Origin of the sequence: Novilysobacter viscosus (assembly GCF_046600715.1) — a bacterium.
GTDB classification, from domain to species: domain Bacteria; phylum Pseudomonadota; class Gammaproteobacteria; order Xanthomonadales; family Xanthomonadaceae; genus Lysobacter_C; species Lysobacter_C viscosus.
Window position 1 is genome coordinate 691,614 of the sequence record NZ_JBJMAV010000001.1, and the last position, 18,990, is coordinate 710,603.

Annotated in this window: 15 protein-coding genes; 12 read left to right on the forward strand and 3 right to left on the reverse strand. The window is 67.0% G+C overall.

Annotated features, from left to right (window positions below):
- Nucleotides 1-6: 6 nt before the first annotated feature.
- The 3 genes from ACJQWL_RS03205 to ACJQWL_RS03215 are packed head-to-tail and all read right to left on the reverse strand — an operon-like array spanning nt 7 to nt 5,506.
- Nucleotides 7-924, reverse strand: coding sequence for a ParB/RepB/Spo0J family partition protein (locus ACJQWL_RS03205; protein ID WP_330967821.1), 918 nt, complete (start codon nt 922-924; stop codon nt 7-9).
- A complete protein-coding gene (locus tag ACJQWL_RS03210; protein ID WP_330967822.1) occupies nt 924-1,769 on the reverse strand; it encodes a DNA adenine methylase in 846 nt (281 codons plus the stop codon). Before ACJQWL_RS03210 ends, ACJQWL_RS03205 begins: the two co-directional genes overlap by 1 nt.
- A complete protein-coding gene (locus tag ACJQWL_RS03215) occupies nt 1,769-5,506 on the reverse strand; it encodes a methylmalonyl-CoA mutase family protein (protein ID WP_330967823.1) in 3,738 nt (1,245 codons plus the stop codon). Before ACJQWL_RS03215 ends, ACJQWL_RS03210 begins: the two co-directional genes overlap by 1 nt.
- A 175-nt stretch (nt 5,507-5,681) precedes the next feature.
- Between ACJQWL_RS03215 and ACJQWL_RS03220 the strand changes: the two genes are divergently transcribed.
- The 12 genes from ACJQWL_RS03220 (at nt 5,682) to ACJQWL_RS03275 (ending at nt 18,990) form a co-directional block, all read left to right on the forward strand.
- Nucleotides 5,682-6,107 carry a hypothetical protein gene (locus ACJQWL_RS03220; protein ID WP_330967824.1) on the forward strand — a complete coding sequence of 142 codons (426 nt, stop codon included), beginning with the start codon at nt 5,682-5,684 and terminating at the stop codon, nt 6,105-6,107.
- Nucleotides 6,108-6,275: 168 nt separating this feature from the next.
- Complete coding sequence (locus ACJQWL_RS03225; protein WP_411300692.1) at nt 6,276-7,577, forward strand: 2OG-Fe(II) oxygenase; 1,302 nt, start codon at nt 6,276-6,278, stop codon at nt 7,575-7,577.
- A 278-nt stretch (nt 7,578-7,855) separates the two neighbouring features.
- The gene (locus tag ACJQWL_RS03230; RefSeq protein ID WP_330969956.1) at nt 7,856-8,956 is read left to right on the forward strand and encodes a Glu/Leu/Phe/Val dehydrogenase dimerization domain-containing protein; all 1,101 of its coding nucleotides are present in this window, start codon (nt 7,856-7,858) and stop codon (nt 8,954-8,956) included.
- Nucleotides 8,957-9,169: 213 nt separating this feature from the next.
- Nucleotides 9,170-10,327 carry an isovaleryl-CoA dehydrogenase gene (locus tag ACJQWL_RS03235; RefSeq protein WP_330969957.1) on the forward strand — a complete coding sequence of 386 codons (1,158 nt, stop codon included), beginning with the start codon at nt 9,170-9,172 and terminating at the stop codon, nt 10,325-10,327.
- Nucleotides 10,328-10,886: 559 nt separating this feature from the next.
- Complete coding sequence (locus ACJQWL_RS03240; protein ID WP_411300693.1) at nt 10,887-12,062, forward strand: thiolase family protein; 1,176 nt, start codon at nt 10,887-10,889, stop codon at nt 12,060-12,062.
- A gap of 146 nt (nt 12,063-12,208) precedes the next feature.
- Nucleotides 12,209-12,556: a hypothetical protein gene (locus ACJQWL_RS03245; protein WP_330969958.1), complete on the forward strand. Its 348-nt coding sequence runs from the start codon at nt 12,209-12,211 to the stop codon at nt 12,554-12,556.
- Between the two features lie 225 nt (nt 12,557-12,781).
- The gene (locus ACJQWL_RS03250; RefSeq protein ID WP_411300694.1) at nt 12,782-13,138 is read left to right on the forward strand and encodes a hypothetical protein; all 357 of its coding nucleotides are present in this window, start codon (nt 12,782-12,784) and stop codon (nt 13,136-13,138) included.
- A 156-nt stretch (nt 13,139-13,294) separates the two neighbouring features.
- Nucleotides 13,295-14,905 carry a carboxyl transferase domain-containing protein gene (locus ACJQWL_RS03255; RefSeq protein WP_330969878.1) on the forward strand — a complete coding sequence of 537 codons (1,611 nt, stop codon included), beginning with the start codon at nt 13,295-13,297 and terminating at the stop codon, nt 14,903-14,905.
- A 167-nt stretch (nt 14,906-15,072) separates the two neighbouring features.
- A complete protein-coding gene (locus ACJQWL_RS03260) occupies nt 15,073-15,609 on the forward strand; it encodes a bactofilin family protein (RefSeq protein ID WP_411300695.1) in 537 nt (178 codons plus the stop codon).
- Nucleotides 15,606-15,962 carry a hypothetical protein gene (locus tag ACJQWL_RS03265; RefSeq protein WP_330969877.1) on the forward strand — a complete coding sequence of 119 codons (357 nt, stop codon included), beginning with the start codon at nt 15,606-15,608 and terminating at the stop codon, nt 15,960-15,962. The genes ACJQWL_RS03260 and ACJQWL_RS03265 overlap by 4 nt, the downstream gene beginning before the upstream one ends.
- A 181-nt stretch (nt 15,963-16,143) precedes the next feature.
- Entirely contained in the window at nt 16,144-16,941 is a 798-nt protein-coding gene (locus tag ACJQWL_RS03270; protein ID WP_330969876.1) for an enoyl-CoA hydratase-related protein, read from the forward strand.
- Nucleotides 16,942-16,992: 51 nt separating this feature from the next.
- Nucleotides 16,993-18,990: an acetyl-CoA carboxylase biotin carboxylase subunit gene (locus tag ACJQWL_RS03275; protein WP_411300696.1), complete on the forward strand. Its 1,998-nt coding sequence runs from the start codon at nt 16,993-16,995 to the stop codon at nt 18,988-18,990.

The window sequence follows — 18,990 nt, forward strand, 5'->3', positions numbered from 1 at the left end:
GCGGCGTTAAATCAAGTGTTCCAGCTGCCGCACTAACCCCCGAGCAATGTCCTTGATCGGCCGCGCTTCTTCATCAGTTGTCGCCTTATCGAGAAGCCTCGTAAATGCGGCCACAAGATTGTCAGCTCGCGACTCAAGCTTGTCAGCCTCGACCGAGATCATTACTGACTCTTCGTAGGCATCCTTCACCGAAAGCTCGTTATCGGTTATTAATTTTTCCAGAGTCGCGTCAAGCGGCCCAGGATCGCTTCCGTCCGGGTCATCCTCAGCCGCTTTTCTAATTATGTACTTTGCATCACGAACACTGACCACGTCAGATATCGCACCACTCTCCCTCTTCGAGAGAAAGTTCTCGAGGATCTTCTCCGCGCCAAACTTCTGGAATAGAACGGGCCTATCAGACTCCAGCGGTCTAACTACTGACTTATACACCTCATAGAAATAGTTTAGAGGAACCTCCCCTGATTCAACCGCATCCCACACACTACCCGTTAAGTTCAGGGCGAATAGATATCTACTAACTTGTTGAGTAGATATACCCGTCATGGAAGACAGCTGAGTTGCACTGCTTACGCCCGTCTCGTCCATCAGCTTCTTCAGAGCGTGAGCTGTCGGAATATCCTGCCAATGCTCCCTTACGAGGTGGATATTGAACATCTGCTGCAATCGAGCAGCCTCGTCAGGTGGATCCACGATAACGGCGGGAATCGTTTCATAGCCCAACGTCTGAGCGCATCGCCACCTGCGCTCGCCGTCGAGCAATCTATATCCGTCACCCTCAGGATAGACAACGACTGGGACCAATATTCCTACTTGATCAATCGACTCCGCGAGCCGATCCAGCTCTTCTTGAGGGAAGCGCTCTCGGGGATTGTTCGGATCGGCGTGAACACTCGCGACTTCCAGATCGAGAAGTTTTGACATTACTGGTTCCTTTGCCTTAACCGCGCGGCATCGTTCGTTATTAGTACTTCTACCGCTTTACGTCGATGATGTGAGAATCCCGCGATGTTTCTTTGAGCGAGCGTCCTCATTGAGTGCCAACCTCGGGTAAGCGTTGCTGTTTCTTTGCTTAACGCATAAGAAACGACAAAAGTTGCGCCCGCGCGATCGACATAATCCATTACAGAACGCAGTCGCCGCAGATCATCCAACCCAAATTCATTCGCAGAATATTGGATAAAAACCCTTCTGTTTGAAACGGCATACGGCGGATCGAGATATACGAAATCACCAGCACCGACATTGTCAAGCACCACCTGCTCGAAATCTAAACTGAATAATTTCGCTCGATTCAAAGCGTCTGAAGCCTTACACCAGTGGTCTCGCCCTGGAACCCCCCCCGTCTTATAAGAAGCGTAAGGTACGTTGAACGCGCCATCCTTGTTTGTTCTGTATATGCCATTGAAGCAGTAACGATTGAGATAGAAGAACCTTGTCGCAGCCTCGAATTTGTCCATACCACTGATGTCCGCACTTCGAATTCGATAATATGTTTCACTGGAGGGCGCCATATCTTGAAGCGTTTCATGAAGCAACAAAGGGTGCTTGGCCAACACCTCATAAGCAGCTACAAGTTCACGATTGGCGTCGTTCAGCACTGCCTCTTGAGGTCGCAAGTGAAAGAAGAGACATGCTGAACCCGCAAAGGCCTCGATATATTTATTATCGGAACTCTTCCACATTCTCTCCAAAATGGGCAAAAGCTTTCGCTTGCTGCCAGCCCAGCGCAATGGCGACTTCAGATTATTTGCAGGAGCCGAAACCATCACATATTCCGCCGATACTCCCCACCCACCTCATACAACGCATGGCTGATCTGCCCCAGCGAATGCGTCTTCACTGCTTCCATCAGCGATTCGAACACGTTCCTGCGCTCGCGGGCGGTTTTCTGGAGGTAGGCGAGGCGTTGGCCGTTGGCGGTTGCGCTGTCGGCCGGGGCCTCGTTCGCGGCTGAAGCCGCTCCTACAGGGGCGGTGTTGCGCAGCTGCTGGAAGTTGCGGACGTTCTCGATCTGCTGGCCCTTCTCCCCTTCCGTCGACCGGATCAGTTCGATCTCGGTGACGATGTCGCCGCCGTGGTCCTTGGGCAGGAAGGTGTTGACGCCCACCAGGGGCAGGCTGCCGTCGTGCTTCTTGTGCTCGTAGTAGAGCGACTCTTCCTGGATCTTGCCGCGCTGGTACATGGTGTCCATGGCGCCCAGCACGCCGCCGCGCTCGCTGATGGCTTCGAACTCCTTGTAGACGGCTTCCTCGACGATGTCGGTGAGCTTGTCGACAATGAAGCTGCCCTGCCAGGGGTTCTCGCAGAAGTTCAGCCCCAGCTCCTTGTTGATGATCATCTGGATGGCCACGGCGCGGCGCACGGACTCTTCGGTCGGCGTGGTGATGGCTTCGTCGTAGGCGTTGGTGTGCAGGCTGTTGCAGTTGTCGAACAGCGCGTACAGGGCCTGCAGCGTGGTGCGGATGTCGTTGAACTGGATCTCCTGCGCGTGCAGGGACCGGCCGCTGGTCTGGATGTGGTACTTCATCATCTGGCTGCGCGCGGACGCGCCGTAGCGCTCGCGCATGGCGCGGGCCCAGATGCGGCGGGCGACGCGGCCGATGACGGTGTACTCCGGGTCCATGCCGTTGGAGAAGAAGAACGACAGGTTGGGCGCGAAGTCGTCGATCTTCATGCCACGCGCCAGGTAGTACTCGACGATGGTGAAGCCGTTGGACAGCGTGAAGGCGAGCTGGCTGATCGGGTTCGCCCCGGCCTCGGCGATGTGGTAGCCGGAGATCGACACGGAATAGAAATTCCGCACGCCCTTGTCGACGAAGTACTGCTGGATGTCGCCCATCATCCGCAGCGCGAACTCGGTGCTGAAGATGCAGGTGTTCTGGGCCTGGTCCTCCTTGAGGATGTCGGCCTGCACGGTGCCGCGCACGGTCTTGAGCGTCTCGGCCTTGATGCGCGCGTAGGTGTCGGCATCGACGACCTGGTCGCCGGTGACGCCCAGCAGACCCAGGCCGAGGCCGTCGTTGGTCTCGGGCAGCATGCCGCTGTACTGCGGGCGATGCTTTCCTTCAAACAACTTCTCGATCTTGTCGTGAGCCGCGTCCCAGCGGGACTGGTCCTCGCGCAGGTACTTCTCCACCTGCTGGTCGATGGCGGTGTTCATGAACATCGCCAGGATCATCGGCGCGGGGCCGTTGATGGTCATCGACACGCTGGTGGTGGGCGCGCACAGGTCGAAGCCGGAGTACAGCTTCTTCATGTCGTCGAGGGTGGCGATGTTGACGCCGGAGTTGCCGATCTTCCCGTAGATGTCGGGGCGCGGGGCCGGGTCCTCGCCGTACAGGGTGACGCTGTCGAAGGCGGTGGACAGGCGCGCGGCCGGCTGGCCGACGGACAGGTAGTGGAAGCGGCGGTTGGTGCGCTCGGGCGTGCCCTCGCCCGCGAACATGCGGATGGGGTCCTCGCCGGTGCGGCGGTACGGGTACACGCCGCCGGTGTAGGGGTAGTAGCCGGGCAGGTTTTCCTTCTGCAGGAACACCAGCAGCTCGCCCCACGAGGTGTAGGTGGGGGCTGCGATCTTGGGGATCTGCTGGTGGCTGAGCGAGGTGCGGTAGTTCTCGACCTTGATCACCTTGCCGCGGACTTCGTACTCGGTGACCTCGTCGGTGATGGACTTCAGGCGCGCCGGCCATTCGCGCAGCAGCTTGAGGGCCTCGGAGTCGAGCGACTGGACGGCGTCGTTGTAGCGCTGGCGCAGGGTGATGAGGGTGCGGTCGGCCGTGGGAGCCGAGTCCCGCTCCGTTGTAGGAGCGACGTGAGTCGCGACCTCTCCACCCGTGCCGTCTTGCTGCGCGTTCGCGACTGACGTCGCTCCTACAGGGGGGGCGTTGCGGGAGCTGGTGGCCGACGGGCCCTGCAGGGCGTCGGCCTGGTACAGGTCCAGCTGCTTGGGCAGCTGCGGGTCTTCGAGTTCGCCCAGGGCCTGCCACAGGGACTGGGCGCGGTCGGCGGTCTCGGCCTGGGTCTCGATCTGGCGGTTGATGCCGCGGCCCTGCTCGGCGATTTCGGCCAGATACCGGACGCGGTGGCCGGCGATCAGGACGGTGGCGCGGGGTTCCTTGAGGGAAGTGTCGATGTCGGGGGTGAGGGAAAAACAAAAACCGGGGTCAGAGTGCACTTTCCCCGATGCATCCGCCCCACCCGACCCGTCGTCAGAGGAAAGTGCACTCTGACCCCGGTTTTTCTCGCGCAGCAACCGGCACAGGTTGGCGAACATCCAGCTGATGCCGGGGTCGTTGAACTGGCTTGCGATGGTCGGGTAGACCGGCACGTCCTCGTCCTTGAGGTCGAACTTCACCCGGTTGCGCTTCCACTGCTTGCGGATGTCGCGCAGGGCGTCTTCCGCGCCGCGCTTGTCGAACTTGTTGAGCACGACGAGCTCGGCGAAATCGAGCATGTCGATCTTTTCCAGCTGGCTGGGCGCGCCGAAATCGCTGGTCATGACGTACATCGGGAAGTCGACCAGGTCGACGATCTCCGAGTCGGACTGGCCGATGCCGGCGGTCTCGACGATCACCAGGTCATAGCCCAGGCCCTTGAGGAAGCCGATGGAGTCCTTGAGCACGGCGTTGGTGGCCGCGTGCTGGCGGCGGGTGGCCATGGAGCGCATGTACACGCGCTTGGAGCGCAGCGAGTTCATGCGGATGCGGTCGCCCAGCAGCGCGCCACCGGTGCGGCGGCGGGTGGGGTCGACGGAGATCACCGCGATGCGCATGTCCGGGAAGTGCGCCAGGAACCGGTTGAGCAGCTCGTCGGTGACCGAGGACTTGCCCGCGCCGCCAGTGCCGGTGATGCCGATGACCGGGGTCTTGCCGCCGGCCAGCTGCCACTGCTTGCGCAGGTGCGAGAGGCGGGCCTCGTCGAAGGCGCCCTCCTCGATGGCCGACATGACGCGGCCGATGGCGATCTCGTCGTCGATGGACGGCTGGGTGGTGGTGACCACGCCGTCGTCCTTGCCCGAGGCCTCGCGCTGGGCGCGGCCGTCGCCGGCCCGGCGCACGACGTCCTCGATCATCGCCACCAGCCCCATGTGCATGCCGTCGTTGGGGTGGTAGATGCGCTCCACGCCGTAGGCCTGCAGCTCCTTGATCTCTTCCGGGGTGATGGTGCCGCCGCCGCCGGCGAAGACCTTGATGTGGCCGGCGTCGCGCTCGCGCAGCATGTCCACCATGTACTTGAGGTACTCCACGTGGCCGCCCTGGTAGGACGACAGCGCGATGCCGTCGGCGTCCTCCTGCAGCGCGGCGCGGACCACGTCCTCGACCGAGCGGTTGTGGCCGAGGTGGATGACCTCCGCGCCCTGGGCCTGGATGAGCCGGCGCATGATGTTGATGGCGGCGTCGTGGCCGTCGAACAGGCTGGCCGCGGTGACGAAGCGCAGCGGCGTGGCGCGCTCGGAATCGACGGTGGACTGGCTGCCGGGCAGCGATGCGGCGGTGGTGCTCATGGCGCGCGCTCAATACGGATGCGGGAATTTCCGGATTGTAGCGCGCTGCCTGAAGCGCCCTTCAGCTAGCTGGCACGGGGCTTAACGCCGGCCGGGGACGTGTCAACACGACGTGAGGCGATGCGTTTCCCCCTGTGCCGGCAACGCATGCCGGTGCTGGATGGAGAAACCCTCGATGGCCATGCGCCCCTTGTTGTTGCGCCCCTTGTTGTTGCTGGCCCTGATCGGCCTGGCCTCGCTTGCCACCTTCCACGCCCCCAACGCCCAGGCGCAGGGGTACGTGAGCATCAGCATCGGCCACCCCGCCCCGCCCCGTTACCGGCACCATGGCCATGGCCATGGCCATCATCGGCCGGGCTATGCCTGGGTGCCGGGGCAGTGGGTGTGGACCGGTTACCGGGAGGTCTGGCACCCCGGCCACTACGTGCGATTGCAACCGTCCCATTACGGCAGCTACGGCGGCTATGGCGGCTATGGCGGCTACGGCTACCAGCCGCCGCGTCGGACGGTTCACCGCCATGGCTACCCGTATCGACCCGCGTACGGCACCCACCGACCCGGCTACCGCGTGGTGTACCGCCGCCCCGTGCGGGGCTGGTAAAGGCGCCGCTCCAAACCGGATTGGAGCGTGAGGCCAGGCCGTGCCGGTGTGCCGTGGGGGAACACCGGCCGGCCGGGCCGATCGTAGGAGTGGCTGGGGGAGTGGTAGCGGGGGAAGGCCGCGGCGGTGGCTGTCAGGAGGCCGCCGCGGTCGGGTAGGCTGCCGCCGATGAACCGCGGGGCCGCCAACGACGACGACACCGAACTGGACGCACTTCGCAGCCAGGCCGCCGGCGGCGTGCCCGATGCGCTGTTCCGGCTGGCCACCGCCCTGGTCGCACGTGGCCGGGTGGAGGACGCGGCGGTCCACCACCACCGCGCCGCGGCGGCCGGCCACGCCCATGCCCAGGTCGAGTACGCGCGGATGCTGCTGCATGGCGTGGGCACCGACCCCGACCCGTCGATGGCGGTGGAATGGCTGCTGCGTGCCGAAGGGCTGGGCAACCCGGTGGCCGGCTACCACCTTGCATTGATCGCGCTGGGCAACCGCCTGCTGCCGCGCGACGGCAGCATCAATGGCCGCATCCTGGCCGCCGTGCAGCACGACTACCCGCCCGCGTTGCGCGCCGCGGCGATCCATTTCGGCCGCAAGCACAACGATGGCGACCAGGCCACCTGCATGCGGCTGCTGCAACGTGGCGCCGGCCGCGGCGACCCGGTGGCGGCCCTGCTGCTGGCCGAGCGCCTGCATCGCGGCGAAGGTTGCATGGCGCAACCGGCCGAAGCCAACGGGCTGTGGCTGCAGCTGGCGCGCCACGGGGTACCGCGGCTGCCCGACATCACCGCCCCGCTGCCGCCGCCCGCGCCGCCGCGCGCCGCCGGGCCGGTAGCGCCGGGGACGCTCGCATTCGAGGAAGCGCTGCAACCGGCGCCGTGGACCATGCACAGCCAGCAACCCCGGGTGATGCAGGTCGACCACCTGCTGTCGGCCGACGAGTGCCGGCTGATGGTGGCCACCGCGACGCCGTACCTGCGCCCGTCGCGGGTGGTGGATCCGGAAACCGGCCAGGCCGATGCACGCCAGTTGCGCACCAGCAGCGATGCGCCGATCGACCCGGTGCTGGAGGATTTCGCGTTGCGGGTGGTGCAGTTGCGCATCGCCCGCGCGGCGCGGTCGGAGTTGGCGCAGGCCGAGCACCTGATCGTGCTGCGCTACCTGCCCGGGCAGGAATACCGCCCTCACCGCGACTACCTGCCCGACCGCGTGGTGCAGGCCGACCGCCCCGGCGCGGGCAACCGGCGACGCACCATCTGTGTGTACCTCAATGCGGTGGCCGAGGGCGGGGAGACCGAGTTCCCGGTGCCCGGCGTGCGCATCGCCCCGGAGGCTGGACGGGCGGTGGTGTTCGACAACTACACACCCGAGGGCCGGCCCGACCCCGATTCGCTGCACGCCGGCTGCCCGGTTCGGGCCGGCGAGAAGTGGCTGGCCACGCTGTGGCTGCGCGAGCACGCCTACCGGACATTCTGAGGCCGCACGTTCCAAGGCCGCATGTTCCGAGGCCGCATGTTCCGAGCCGGGCGTCACGTGCAGGGCGCCACATCGGGGCGCCGCGGTTCCGCGACGGCCGTCACGGCCTGCGGCCGGTATCACATACGCAGGCGTATCCGCCGATTGCATTAAACTACGCCGCCTGCGACGGGCGGCCTTGGCCGGACTCGCAGGCAATTTCATTCTGAATCAACGACTTATCAACCACAGTTGACGTAGAGCGCGACGCGCCCTCCTACGCCGACGCGGAGCGCCCGATGATTTTCGAAACCCTTGACACCACCGGCCACGAGCAGGTCGTGTTCTGCCACAACAAGGACGCGGGCCTGAAGGCCATCATCGCGATCCACAACACCGTGCTGGGCCCGGCCCTGGGCGGCACGCGCATGTGGCCGTACAAGTCCGAGGCCGAGGCGCTCAACGACGTGCTGCGCCTGAGCCGCGGCATGACCTACAAGAACGCGGTCGCCGGCCTGAACATCGGCGGCGGCAAGGCGGTGATCATCGGCGACCCGGCGACCGACAAGTCCGAGGCGCTGTTCCGTGCCTTCGGCCAGTTCGTGGAGTCGCTGGGCGGGCGCTACATCACCGCCGAGGACGTGGGCATCGACGTCAACGACATGGAGTTCGTCTACCGCGAGACCGAGTACGTCACCGGCGTGCACCAGGTCCACGGCGGTTCGGGCGACCCGTCGCCGTTCACCGCCTACGGCACCCTGCAGGGGCTGATGGCGTCGCTCAACAAGAAGTACGGCGACGAGGAAGTCGGCAAGTACAGCTACGCCGTGCAGGGCCTGGGCCACGTCGGCATGGAGTTCGTGAAGCTGCTCAAGGACCGCGGTGCGAAGATCTTCGTCACCGACATCAACCAGGGCCTGGTCGACAAGGCCGTGTCCGAGTACGGCGCCGAGGCCGTGGGCCTGGACGAGATCTACGACGTACCGGCCGACGTGTACTCGCCGTGCGCGCTGGGTGGCACCGTCAACGAGCAGACCCTGCCCCGCCTGAAGGCCAAGGTCATCTGCGGCGCGGCCAACAACCAGCTGGCCAACAACGCCATCGGCGACGAAGTGCAGAAGCGCGGCATCCTCTATGCCCCCGACTACGCGGTGAACGCCGGCGGCGTGATGAACGTGTCGCTGGAGATCGACGGCTACAACCGCGAGCGCGCGATGCGCATGATGCGGACGATCTACCACAACCTCGGGCGGATCTTCGAGATCGCCGAGCGCGACGGCATCCCGACCTACAAGGCGGCCGACCGCATGGCCGAGGAGCGCATCGAGAAGATCGGCAAGCTGAAGCTTCCGCTGGGACGCGCCCAGCCGCGTTTCCAGGGCCGCATCCGCGGTCACTGATCGACCTGGTGCGGTGAACGACAACGGGGCGGATCGCCCCGTTGTCGTCTGGGTGATTTGAAGCCTTCCCCTTCGAGACAGGGATGGCGGGGGATGGTGTGCGGCGGCGGTCTTCCCGGCCGACCCGTCCCCATTCCGGCCTTCCCTGGAAGGGGAAGGAAAATGCAGGCGTCCGCTACACCGGCGTCCAATCCGAGTACAGCAGGAGTTCCCATGCGCCCCTTCCCCCTTGGTGACGAAATCGACGCGCTGCGCGAGGCCGTGCGCCGCTTTGCCGAAGCCGAGATCGCGCCGCGCGCCGCGCAGATCGACCACGACAACGCGTTCCCGCAGGAGCTGTGGCCCAAGCTGGGCGAAATGGGCCTGCTGGGACTGACGGTGCCCGGCGAGTACGGTGGCAGCGAGATGGGGTACCTGGCCCACCTGGTGGCGATGGAGGAGATCTCCCGCGCATCGGGGTCGGTCGGCCTGAGCTATGGCGCGCACTCCAACCTGTGCGTGTCCAACCTGTACGCCAACGGCAACGACGCGCAGCGCCGGAAGTACCTGCCGAAACTCTGCACCGGCGAATGGAAGGGTGCGCTGGCGATGAGCGAGCCGGGCGCGGGCTCGGACGTGGTGGGCTCGATGGCCTGCCGCGCGGAAAAGAAGGGCGACGTGTGGGTCGCCAACGGCAACAAGATGTGGATCACCAACGGCCCCGAGGCCGACGTGCTGATCGTGTACATGCGCACCGCCGGCAAGGACGCGGGCAGCAAGTGCATGACCGCCTTCATCGTCGAGAAGGGCATGAAGGGCTTCAGCACCGCCCAGAAGCTGGACAAGCTGGGCATGCGTGGCTCCAACACCTGCGAATTGGTGTTCGAGGACTGCGAGATCCCGGCCGGGAACGTGCTGGGCGAGGTCAACGGCGGGGTCAAGGTGCTGATGGGCGGCCTCAACACCGAGCGCCTGGTGCTCACCGGCGGCCCGCTGGGCCTGATGCAGGCGGCGATGGACATCGCCCTGCCCTACGTGCGCGAGCGCAAGCAGTTCGACGCGGCGATCGGCACCTTCGGGATCATGCAGGCGAAGATCGCCGACATGTACACGGCGCTGCAGTCCAGCCGTGCATTCGCCTACCAGGTCGGCCGCGACTACGACGCCGGCCACAAGAGCCGCGTCGATGCCGCCTCCTGCCTGCTGCACGCCTCCGGGGCGGCGGTGCAGGTGGGACTGGAGGCGATCCAGACCCTGGGTGGCAACGGCTACATCAACGAGTACCCCGCCGGCCGCATCCTGCGCGATGCCAAGCTCTACGCCATCGGCGCGGGCACCAACGAAATCCGCCGCATGCTGATCGGCCGCGAGCTGTTCGAAGACCGCGCCTGAGCCCGGCGGTTGCAGGAGCGGCTTCAGCCGCGAAAGCCCGCCGGAACCCGCCGTGTGTAGGAGCGACCCGGACCGGCCCTTTGTAGGAGCGACGTAAGTCGCGATCCGCAACTCCGGGGGAGCGCACGGGTCGCGACTTACGTCGCTCCTACGGAAGACCACGCTTCTCCCGGGCACCGATCGCGGCTGAAGCCGCTCCTACAGAGGCTGCGGGCGATGCGCGCCGCCGGGCAGCCGAAGGTCAGCTCTTGCAGGAGCAGCTTCAGCCGCGAAAGCCCGCCAGGACCGGCCCTGTGCAGGAACGACCCGGACCGGCCCTTTGTAGGAGCGACGTAAGTCGCGATCCGCAACTCCGGGGGAGCGCACGGGTCGCGACTCACGTCGCTCCTACAGAAGAGCGTCCTTCTCCCCGGGCACCGATCGCGGCTGAAGCCGCTCCTACAGGAGCGACGGGGGGATGGTTGCGCCGGCAGGCGCTGCCGTTTGCGGCACTGCAGCATGCGGTCGCATAATCGGGGGGTTCCGGCCCCGGGCCGATCCGCACACCCAGGAGTTCCCCATGAGCGACGTCGTCATCGTCGGTGCCAAGCGCACCGCCATCGGTTCCTTCCTCGGCCAGTTCACCGGCGTGGCCACCCCGGTCCTGGGCACCGCGGCCATCACCGGTGCGCTCGAGCATGCCGGCGTCGCGCCCGACCAGGTGGACGAAGTGATCATGGGTTGCGTGCTGCCGGCCGGCCTGGGCCAGGCGCCCGCCCGCCAGGCCGCGCTGGGGGCCGGGCTGCCCGACTCCACCGCCTGCACCACCATCAACAAGGTATGCGGCTCGGGCATGAAGGCGATCATGCTGGCGCACGACGCCATCAAGGCCGGCTCGGCCACGGTGGTGGTGGCCGGTGGCATGGAGTCGATGACCAACGCCCCGCACCTGCTCAACGGCTCGCGCACCGGCGTGCGCTACGGCAGCGCCGAGTTCCTCGACCACATGGCCTTCGACGGCCTGACCAACCCCTACGACGGCAAGGCCATGGGCGTGTTCGGCGACATGGCGTGCGACACCTACAAGTTCGACCGCGCCGCGCTGGACGCCTACTCCGAGGACAGCGTCAACCGCGCCAAGCAGGCGCAGGCGGACGGCACCTTCGGCGATGAGATCGTCCCGGTAACGGTCAAGACCCGCAAGGGCGAGGTGGTGGTCGACACCGACGAGGAACCGGGCAGGATCGATACCGCCAAGATCCCGGGCCTGCGGGCCGCATTCGGCAAGGACGGCGTGCTGACCGCCGCGTCCTCGTCGAAGATTTCCGATGGCGCCGCCGCCACGGTCCTGATGTCCAGCGACGAGGCCGCCCGCCGCGGGCTCAAGCCGCTGGCGCGCATCGTTGCCCATGCCAGCCACGCCCAGGCGCCCGAGTGGTTCACCACCGCGCCGGTCAAGGCGCTGTCCAAGGTGATGGAGAAGGCCGGCTGGACGGTCGCTGACGTGGACCTGTTCGAGATCAACGAGGCGTTCTCGTGCGTCGCCATGGCCCCGATCCAGGACCTGGGCATCCCGCGCGAGAAGGTCAACGTACACGGCGGCGCGGTCGCACTGGGCCATCCCATCGGTGCCAGCGGTGCGCGCCTGGTGGTCACCCTGCTCAATGCCCTGGCCAAGCGCGGCGGCAAGCGCGGGGTCGCCAGCCTGTGCATCGGCGGTGGCGAGGCCACGGCCGTGGCTGTGGAGTTGCTGTAGAAGCGCCCGCTAAACGACTGAGCCGGTTAACGATCCACTAACAATAAATCCACGAAGTCCCGCTTGACAGCCCGTGCGGGCTTGTCATCATGTTACCGGCGCGCAACTGCGCGTTGCCAAATCTAATACGACGAGGAAACTGCATCATGTCCATCAACAAGACCCTGCTCGCCCTGGCCATGGGCTTCGCCCTGGCTGCCTGCTCGAACGCCGACCGCGCCCAGGATTCGGCCGCTGAAGCCGCCGACGCCGCTGCCGAGGCCCAGGCCGACGCCAACGTTGCCGGTACCGACGCCGCCCAGCAGGCTGCTGACGCTGCCGCCATGGCTGCCGACGCTGCCGCCACCGCCGCTGCCGACGCTTCGACGGGCGACATGGAAAACAACGCTGACGCCGCTGACGCCGCTGCCGACGCTGCCGACGCTGCCGACCAGGCCGCGCAGGCTGCCGAGAATTCGGCTGACTCGGTCGGTGCCGACACCGAAACCAACTAATCGTTGGTTGTAGTTGACGAGTAAGGATGCCGCCCTTCGGGGCGGCATTTTTTTGCGCCTCGTTCCGGCAGCGTCGCAAGGGAACCGCCGGGCACCCGGCGCGGGCACCCGGCAAATGCTTCCCGCTGCGCCTTCACATCCTGTTTCCGCAGGGCGCCGGATAGTGCGCTCCGCCGGCAGCGTTCCGGCACAACGCTTTCACTGCCGACACATAAGGAGCACCACATGAACAACAAGCTTATTGCCCTGCTGGCCGCCAGCACTTTCGTACTGGCCGCCTGCAACTCCCCGACCGCCGAGCAGGAGGCCGACGAGGCCGCTGCCCAGGCGTCCATCGCAGCCGACGCCGCCGGTAACGCCGCCGCTTCGGCAGGCGAAGCCGCCGTGGCCGGCACCGCTGCCGCCGCCGGCGCCACCGCTGCCGCCGTCGACGCGGCTGCCGACCCGGTCCAGCAGGCCTACGAGGAAGGCAAGGCCAATGCCGCCGAGAACATCGCGTCCGGCGCCGAGAACGTCGCCGCCGAGATGCGCGAGGAGCAGGCAGAAGCCGAAGCCACCTCCGACGCCGAAGTCCGCGACTGATCCACGGCCGCACCGCTGTAACCAGGGAACCCGCTTCGGCGGGTTCCTTTTTTTTGTGCGCATGTGTCGTGCCCCCGGCTTGGTCCCGAGGGCCGGATCGGCGTCAGGGCCGCGCGCCCGGTATCCTGTGGCGCTTCCACCACGCACGGCCGCCGCATGCCCGCACTGAGCTCCGCCCTCGACCCACGCTCGCCGGAATTCCAGGACAACGTCGCCTACCACCGGGCCCTGGTCGACGAACTCGACGCCCGCCTGGCGCGCGTGGCCCTGGGTGGCGGCGACAAGGCCCGCACCAAGCACACCGAGCGCGGCAAGCTGCTGCCGCGTGAGCGCATCACCGCCCTGCTCGACCCGGGTTCGCCGTTCCTGGAAATCGCGCCGCTGGCCGCCGAGGACATGTACGACGGCGCCGCGCCCGCCGCGGGGATGGTGTGCGGCATCGGCCGGGTGATGGGCCAGGAGGTGGTGGTGGTGGCCAACGACGCCACCGTCAAGGGCGGCACCTACTTCCCGATGACGGTCAAGAAGCACCTGCGGGCGCAGGAGATCGCCCGCGAGAACCACCTCCCCTGCGTCTACCTGGTCGACTCCGGTGGCGCCTTCCTGCCGCTGCAGGACGAGGTGTTCCCGGACCGCGAGCACTTCGGCCGGATCTTCTACAACCAGGCCCGCATGAGCGCGGAGAACATCCCGCAGGTCGCGGTGGTGATGGGCAGCTGCACGGCGGGCGGCGCGTACGTGCCGGCCATGTGCGACGAGTCGGTCATCGTCAAGGAACAGGGCACCATCTTCCTCGGTGGCCCACCGCTGGTGAAGGCCGCGACGGGCGAGGTGGTGGATGCCGAGAGCCTTGGGGGAGCCGACGTGCACACCGCGATCTCCGGGGTGGCCGACCACTTCGCCCAGGACGACCGCCACGCGCTGCAGATCGCGCGCGACATCGTGGGCACGTTCAACCGCCGCAAGACCCTGCCGGTGGCGGTGCAGCCCTCCAGCGAGCCGCTGTTCGCTGCCGAGGAGCTGTACGGCATCGTGCCCAGGGACACCCGCCGCCCGTTCGACATCCGCGAAGTCATCGCCCGCATCGTCGACGGCAGCCAGTTCCAGGAGTTCAAGGCGCGCTACGGCAAGACCCTGGTGACGGGTTTCGCGCACCTGCACGGCTACCCGGTCGGCATCGTCGCCAACAACGGCATCCTGTTCGCCGAGTCCGCGCTCAAGGGCGCGCACTTCATCGAGCTGTGCAACCAGCGCGGCATCCCGCTGGTGTTCCTGCAGAACATCACCGGCTTCATGGTCGGCAAGAAGTACGAGCAGGCCGGCATCGCCAAGGACGGGGCGAAGATGGTCACGGCGGTGGCGTGCTCGCACGTGCCCAAGTTCACCGTGGTGATCGGCGGCAGTTTCGGCGCGGGCAACTACGCGATGTGCGGCCGCGCCTACGGCGCCCGGTTCCTGTGGATGTGGCCCAACGCGCGCATCAGCGTGATGGGCGGCGAACAGGCCGCCAGCGTCCTGGCCACCGTGCGGCGCGACGGTATCGAAGGCCGCGGCGGCGCGTGGAGCGCGGACGAGGAAGAAGCCTTCAAGGCGCCCATCCGCGACCAGTACGAGTCCCAGGGCAGCCCCTGGTACGCCAGCGCGCGACTGTGGGACGACGGCATCATCGATCCGTCCGACACCCGGCGCGTGCTGGGACTGGGACTGTCGGCCTCGCTCAATGCGCCCATCGCCGACCGCACCCGGTTCGGCGTCTTCCGCATGTAGCCCGCGGGGGCCGCCCGGTTGAAAGACGTGACAGGGCTCACCAATGAACAGGACAAACCTGTCTTGCAGCTGAAGAATTCAAGGCCTACTGCCGGCCGATATGTGAAGACGCGGTGAGCCCAGTGCTAAGTTCGCAGTCCCCCTGACGCTGACGGAACCCCTGACCGATGGCCATCTGGAAAGACACCCCCGCCCCCGCTTCCAAGTCCAACCCGCCAACCCCTGCCACGCCGCCCGCGTCGAACCCGGCCCCGGAGGCCGCATCGTTCGATGCCGCGCCGGTACGTGACATCGCCTCCGCTTCACCCGGCCCGTCACGCGCAGCCGAACCCCAGCTCAAGGAGTCGCTGATCGCCTCCGACCTGACGATCGAAGGCAAGATCGAGGGCACCGGCCACGTCCGCATTGCCGGCAAGTTCAACGGCGACGTCAACGTGCAGGGCAACCTCACCATCGAGAATGGCGCCAAGCTGACCGGTGGCGTGCGCGCGCTCAAGGTGATCGTGGCCGGCGAGCTCGAGGGCAACATCGAGGCGGCGCAGAAGGTCGAGCTGCTCGAATCGGGCGCATTGACCGGTGACGTCAAGGCCGGTTCCCTGACCGTGGCCAACGGTGCGCGCATGCGTGGCCAGGTCGACTTCGGCTGGGGCGACAAGGGCTCGGCCAAGGGTGGCAGCAAGGCGGGCAACGACGACGCCGCATGAGCGCTGCGCGTCCGGGAACCGCAGGTGCCACCCGCACCTGCCCGCATTGCAAGGCGACGATCCTGGAGAGTTCCAGCGTCTGTCCGCAATGCCGCGGGCACCTGCGCTTCGATGCCGAGGCCGGTGCCGGCAACGCGCTCAAGTCCACCCCCTTGCAGGTCGAAGGCACCATCCCCGCCCCGGCGGATGGCGCCTGCGAATACACCATGGTGCTGGCGATCCGCGATGGCCGCGGACGCGAGATCAACAGGCAGATCGTCGGCGTCGGGGCCATGCAGCCCGGCGAGGAACGCACCTTCAGCCTGGTGGTGGAGGCGACCGAAGTGCCGCTGCATCGTCGGCGCAAGCACTGAGCCGGAGACCGCAGCGGTCCTGACCGTACGCGGCACGCGCGGCCGTGCCTGCGCTTTCCGCTGGCCCCGGCGGCGGTAAAGGCACGCTACCGCCTGCGGGCTCGGACCTGACGACCACCCGGACGCGGGCTGGACGGGACCACCGGCTATCATGCCGGCCTGCCCACAAAGGCCTGCCTGCATGAACCACCCGCTGCTGCACGTGCGCGAGGGCGCCGTCGCCCGTCTCCGCCTGAACCGGCCGGAGGTGCACAACGCCTTCGATGCCATGCTCATCGCCGCACTGACCGGCGCACTCAACAGCGTGGCGAACGATCCGGACGTGCGGGTGGTGATCCTGGAGGGCGAAGGGGCGTCGTTCTCGGCCGGTGCGGACCTCAACTGGATGCGGGGCATGGCCTCCGCCAGCGAGCAGGAGAACCGCGTCGATTCGCTGGCACTGGCGCGCCTGATGCGGACCCTGGACGAACTGCCCAAGCCGACCATCGCCCGCGTGCATGGGGCGGCGTTCGGCGGGGGCGTGGGGCTGGTGGCGTGCTGCGACATCGCCATCGGCGCGCAGGGGGCGAAGTTCGGCCTCACGGAGAGCAGGCTCGGCCTGCTGCCGGCGGTGATATCGCCCTACGTGATCGCGGCAATCGGCTCGCGCCAGGCGCGGCGCTGGTTCGCGACGGCGGAGTTGTTCGATGCCGCGCAGGCCGCGCGCATGGGCCTGCTGCACGAGGCGGTGGAACCCGACGCCCTGGACGATGCGGTGCAGCGCCAGGTCGACCTGCTGCTCAAGGCCGGCCCAGTGGCGGCAGCGCAGGCCAAGTCGCTGGTGCGCGACGTTGCCAGCCACAGCGAACGCGACCGCCACGACCAGGACAATGCCGCCTTGATCGCCAGGCTGCGCGTCTCTGCCGAAGGCCAGGAGGGACTGGCGGCGTTCCTTGAGAAGCGCACGGCCGGATGGGTGGAGGAAAGGCCCGGGCTTTGACACTTATGATCTGTCCGCGTCCATCCGTGTTCATCCGTGGCTGAAAACAGAATGTTCAACAAGATCCTCATCGCCAACCGTGGCGAAATCGCGCGCCGGGTCATCCGTACCTGTCGGCGCCTCGGCATCCGCACGGTCGCGGTGTATTCGCAGGCCGACGCCGGCGCGCAGCACGTGCGCCAGGCCGATGAGGCCTACCTGATCGGTGGCCCGCAACCGGCGGACAGCTACCTGCGGGGCGAGGCGATCATCGAGGTGGCGCTTCGCAGCGGCGCGCAGGCGGTCCATCCCGGCTACGGCTTCCTCAGCGAGAACGCCGACTTCGCCGAAGCCGTCGAGGACGCCGGGCTGGTCTTCATCGGCCCGAAAGCCGCGTCCATGCGCAAAATGGGCAGCAAGGCCGGGGCCAAGGACCTGATGCAGGCCGCGGGCGTGCCGGTGGTGCCCGGCTACACGGGCGAGGAGCAGGACCCCGGTCACCTCCATGCCGAGGCCGACCGCATCGGCTACCCGCTGATGATCAAGGCCGCGCACGGTGGCGGCGGCAAGGGCATGCGCATCGTGCGCGCCTCGGGCGAGTTCCTGCCCGCGCTGGAGAGCTGCCAGCGCGAGGCCAGGAATGCGTTCGGCCGCGACCGCGTGTTGCTGGAACGCTATGTCGAGCGCCCGCGCCATATCGAGATCCAGGTGTTCGGCGACACCCACGGCAACGTGATCCACCTCAACGAGCGCGAGTGCTCGGCCCAGCGCCGCTACCAGAAGGTGCTGGAAGAAGCGCCCTCGCTCTTCCTGACCGACGCTCTGCGCGCAGAGATGGGCGATGCGGCGGTGCTCGCCGCGCGCGCGATCGACTACGTCAACGCCGGCACGGTGGAGTTCATCGTCGGCCAGGACGGCCGCTTCTACTTCATGGAGATCAACACCCGCCTGCAGGTGGAGCACCCGGTCACCGAGTGCGTGACCGGGCTGGACCTGGTCGAACTGCAGCTGCGCGTCGCCGCCGGCGAACCGTTGCCGGTCGCCCAGGGTGACGTGCGCCAGCAGGGGCACGCAATCGAAGTGCGGCTGTACGCCGAGGACCCGGACGCCGGCTTCCTGCCCGGCTCCGGGCGCCTGGAGCGGCTGCGGCTTCCCGAGACCGGCAACGGGATCCGGGTCGATTCCGGCGTCGTCGAGGGCGATACCGTCACCATCTTCTACGACCCGATGATCGCCAAGCTGATCGTCCACGCCGAGGACCGGCCGAAGGCCCTGGCCCGCATGCGCGACGCGCTGGCGCAGTGCGAGATCGACGGACCGAAATCCAACATCGGCTTCCTGGAGGCGCTGCTCCGCCACCCGGCCGTGGTCGAGGGCACGATCGACACCGGCTACCTGGACCGGCACCTGGACGAGTTCCTCCACGACGCCGCGCCCGACCCCGTGCTGCTGGTCGCCGGCGCGGTCGCGCAGCTGCTGGTGCAGGAAGACGACAGCCGCCGGGCGGCCTCGGGCTCGACCGATCCGGGATCGCCGTGGTCGATCGCCGACGGCTGGCGGCTGGGCCATGGTGGCCACCGCCAGCTGGCATTCGGGCTGCGGGATGGCCGGATCGAGGTGGACGCCAACGGCAGCGGCGGCGAGTACCGGGTCCAGCACGACGGCACCACTTACAGGGTCGAAGGCGCGCGCCTGGCCGGCGACAGCCTGAGCCTGCGCATCGACGGCACCGGCCGGCGGTTCCAGGTACTCGAACGCGGGCGCGTGCTGAGCCTGCACGACGGCGAGCGGCGCCTGCGCCTGGCGCCCCTGTCGATGTGTCGCCACGAAGCCGGCGCAGCCGCTGCCGGCGCCGACCGCGTGACCGCGCCGATGCCGGGGCGCGTGGTGGTGGCCCGCGCGGCCAGCGGCGACGTGGTCGAAGCGGGCCAGGAGGTCATGGTGATCGAAGCCATGAAAATGGAGCTCAGCCTGAAGGCGCCCCGCGACGGCACCATCGCCGAGGTGCGCGCCCAGGCCGGCGATTTCGTCGAAGCCGACGCCGTGCTGGTCCTGCTGGAGGAGGCATGA

Bases quoted from the DNA above. Each gene is read 5' to 3' on its own strand.
- ACJQWL_RS03205 (WP_330967821.1), bottom strand. From the start codon at position 924: ATGTCAAAACTTCTCGATCTGGAAGTCGCGAGTGTTCACGCCGATCCG.
- ACJQWL_RS03210 (WP_330967822.1), bottom strand. From the start codon at position 1,769: ATGGTTTCGGCTCCTGCAAATAATCTGAAGTCGCCATTGCGCTGGGCT.
- ACJQWL_RS03215 (WP_330967823.1), bottom strand. From the start codon at position 5,506: ATGAGCACCACCGCCGCATCGCTGCCCGGCAGCCAGTCCACCGTCGAT.
- ACJQWL_RS03220 (WP_330967824.1), top strand. From the start codon at position 5,682: ATGGCCATGCGCCCCTTGTTGTTGCGCCCCTTGTTGTTGCTGGCCCTG.
- ACJQWL_RS03225 (WP_411300692.1), top strand. From the start codon at position 6,276: ATGAACCGCGGGGCCGCCAACGACGACGACACCGAACTGGACGCACTT.
- ACJQWL_RS03230 (WP_330969956.1), top strand. From the start codon at position 7,856: ATGATTTTCGAAACCCTTGACACCACCGGCCACGAGCAGGTCGTGTTC.
- ACJQWL_RS03235 (WP_330969957.1), top strand. From the start codon at position 9,170: ATGCGCCCCTTCCCCCTTGGTGACGAAATCGACGCGCTGCGCGAGGCC.
- ACJQWL_RS03240 (WP_411300693.1), top strand. From the start codon at position 10,887: ATGAGCGACGTCGTCATCGTCGGTGCCAAGCGCACCGCCATCGGTTCC.
- ACJQWL_RS03245 (WP_330969958.1), top strand. From the start codon at position 12,209: ATGTCCATCAACAAGACCCTGCTCGCCCTGGCCATGGGCTTCGCCCTG.
- ACJQWL_RS03250 (WP_411300694.1), top strand. From the start codon at position 12,782: ATGAACAACAAGCTTATTGCCCTGCTGGCCGCCAGCACTTTCGTACTG.
- ACJQWL_RS03255 (WP_330969878.1), top strand. From the start codon at position 13,295: ATGCCCGCACTGAGCTCCGCCCTCGACCCACGCTCGCCGGAATTCCAG.
- ACJQWL_RS03260 (WP_411300695.1), top strand. From the start codon at position 15,073: ATGGCCATCTGGAAAGACACCCCCGCCCCCGCTTCCAAGTCCAACCCG.
- ACJQWL_RS03265 (WP_330969877.1), top strand. From the start codon at position 15,606: ATGAGCGCTGCGCGTCCGGGAACCGCAGGTGCCACCCGCACCTGCCCG.
- ACJQWL_RS03270 (WP_330969876.1), top strand. From the start codon at position 16,144: ATGAACCACCCGCTGCTGCACGTGCGCGAGGGCGCCGTCGCCCGTCTC.
- ACJQWL_RS03275 (WP_411300696.1), top strand. From the start codon at position 16,993: ATGTTCAACAAGATCCTCATCGCCAACCGTGGCGAAATCGCGCGCCGG.